The organism is Endozoicomonas sp. SESOKO4 (assembly GCF_024606275.1).
Genome location: NZ_JAHHPS010000118.1, coordinates 1 through 2,521 on the forward strand (window position 1 = coordinate 1; position 2,521 = coordinate 2,521).

The following is a 2,521-nucleotide window of genomic DNA, read 5'->3' on the forward strand; positions in this document are numbered from 1 at the left end:
AGCCATTGCCATCAGTTCTTCCATCATTGTCACACAGGCACTGGCCGATCGCAGGTTGCAGACAAAATCTATCGATATTACAGACAATGGACCTGTGGAGTTTACCCGGAGTGAGAGCATTGTTCGGCCAACGTTAGGTGATGACCAGCAGCCAATACCCGGATCTTTCACAACCACCTACTCTTATCAGGCTCAAGTCAGTGCAGGTTATGTCATTCCTGCTAAAGGTTTTACAGATATTCTTTCTGATTTCTGCGGGGGTGTTTCCAGCGTTGATCTGTTTGAAACAGACGAAAATGACGTTGCCCGAAAATACATTAAAGTCCTGAAGGTGGGTGATGAGGAAGTCTTCAGGTTTACCCATAATCTTGAAGAAAAGGAACTGGTCATTGAAGTCAGAAGCGGAATGACTGATCGGGACTCAGTTGAGGCTGTTCGCTCTCAGTTGGCTGGCATGGAATCATTGGAACCGTTAACGAAAATTGCCAGCCACACTCAACTGTTCTGGCTGCTGGAAGGTGCTGAGGAGAGAGCGGGAAACCTCGGCAAAAGTGATCACTATGTTTCCCTGGCTACCATTGAAGTCGACAAGGTTGAAGTGAATGGGCGTACCTTCATGCGTCTTATCTCAGGGGGTGATCAGCCCCCCGAACTGCAACGTCTGGGTCAATCACTCTTTGTCAATGATGAGGCTCTCCTGGCAGCAGCCACCTCGGCCTACATCCAGGTTCATATCCTCAGAGAGAATATACAACAGCAGGCTCTTAATGAACTATTGGCATACAGTAAACCCGTCGGATATGTTGTGCATGTCAAGGATGACAAACAGGTTTATCCTGTGCCTGCAGGTTATCCAATGCTGAAAGTAGAGGAAGCTCCGGGAGAGGTTATTGTTTTCTATGGTCAGATGCAGAATCCCCATGATATTGCTTTTGTAGAAAGCCTGCATAAGCACTGGGAAGAAGATAAGAGTAGTAACTCTGCCCCGGCATTAACGACACACGTTAAAAAATACAAGCTCGAAAGCTACCTGTACATCATTCGAAGCAGGCAGATGGAAATGCTGGAGGAGTTTACTGGGAGGCTCGACGCCGCTGCTGACACAGATCAACCCACAACACTTTCAAATGAAGATAAACTGACGATGCGTGCGCTTGCATTCTATGAATCTCTCCGGCAGGCATTGACCAGTGCTATTCCACATGGAGCAGATGAATTTGAGTTCACACTGGAACACATCAGAGTCGTTTCTTCAGTCATCACGCCAATCTGGATGCATAATCAACTCGTAAAACACTTCAGTTTCAAACCCGTATTTAGAAATCTTCTGATTAACCCGCACTTTGTTCAGAATATTCAGAAAGTGATACCCGTTATCAGCCATATCAACAAGCTGCAGATCGACACTTCCCGGGAAGACGGAGAGTTTGCTTCCAAAGTCATGAGCGATATGATGAACAGACAGCTGTCAGAGTTTAACAACGATCTGGAGAGGTTGCGGGTAAAAGAGGCCAAACTCGTCGAGCTAAACGAAAAATTACTTTACGCAACGGAACAAGCCGAAGAAACAAAGGCCATTGCCGTTCGTAGTCATGAGGAAAAACTGAGAGACAGGCAACGCTATGAAAATTCGCTTGCACTGTTAAGTGTCGAGCTGAAAGATCTGGAGAATCAGAATCAGAAAATACGGGATGCAGTCCATCGGATTCCATCACAGGTAAAACAAGTCCTTGGAGCCAGAACAGATGCCAAAATCGCTCATAACGCTCAAATGGCATGGGATTTTGCTACTAATAACCAGGATGATAGCCTGCTACCCCAAGATCAAGACGAACTCCCCGGAAGAAAACTTCTTGAGAACATCATTGCACTGACCAAATTACCTGGGGCAAAACCACCTGATAGAGAAATCTTCAAAGCAATACTAGCCTTCCCTGAAGGCCTGCCCGGTATAACTCCGGTCAATGAAAACGATCTGGTTGCCCGCTTTCAGTCCACTCAACAGCAACCGGAAGAAGATGCGGATTCACCCGTTGGGCAAGAACTACCCGTCGTTGGACAGATCGGTCGGAGTCCCGTCAACGAAGCTGATCTGGAAGTCCGTCAAAAAGCCATTCAACAACACTCCGGGGAGAAAGCTCAGGTCGCTCGACAACATCCTCAGCAACGAAGCTTCAGAACAGATACTACAAGAGAAGCTGAAATCAAATCCCATCATGCAACCATTGCCGCACGCTTACACATTTGGAATTTTGACAACAATGCGGATGTTTTCGTTCAACATGAACGCCTGATTCAAAAAATCAATACGATTAATGATAAAAAAGGACGTCTGCGTCAACAACTTGAGGCCATCAATGCTCAGCAAGAACAACCGCCTCAGAGAGTTCAGAGAAGCAGAGATGCTCGCACCTCCTCTAAATCTAAAACTGAAGAGGATCTAACAGTTACTCTTGGTGTTGAGCTGAATGATAACACCACTCCCGAAGAACGCGACGCCGTGGAAGTGGCAATAAACATG

1 protein-coding gene is annotated in these 2,521 nt (G+C 46.5%); it reads left to right on the forward strand.

Annotated elements, in window-relative coordinates; translation table 11 throughout:
* Nucleotides 1–2,521: hypothetical protein (locus KDK16_RS02100; RefSeq protein WP_257274443.1), on the forward strand; the 2,521-nt coding region annotated here is incomplete at both ends.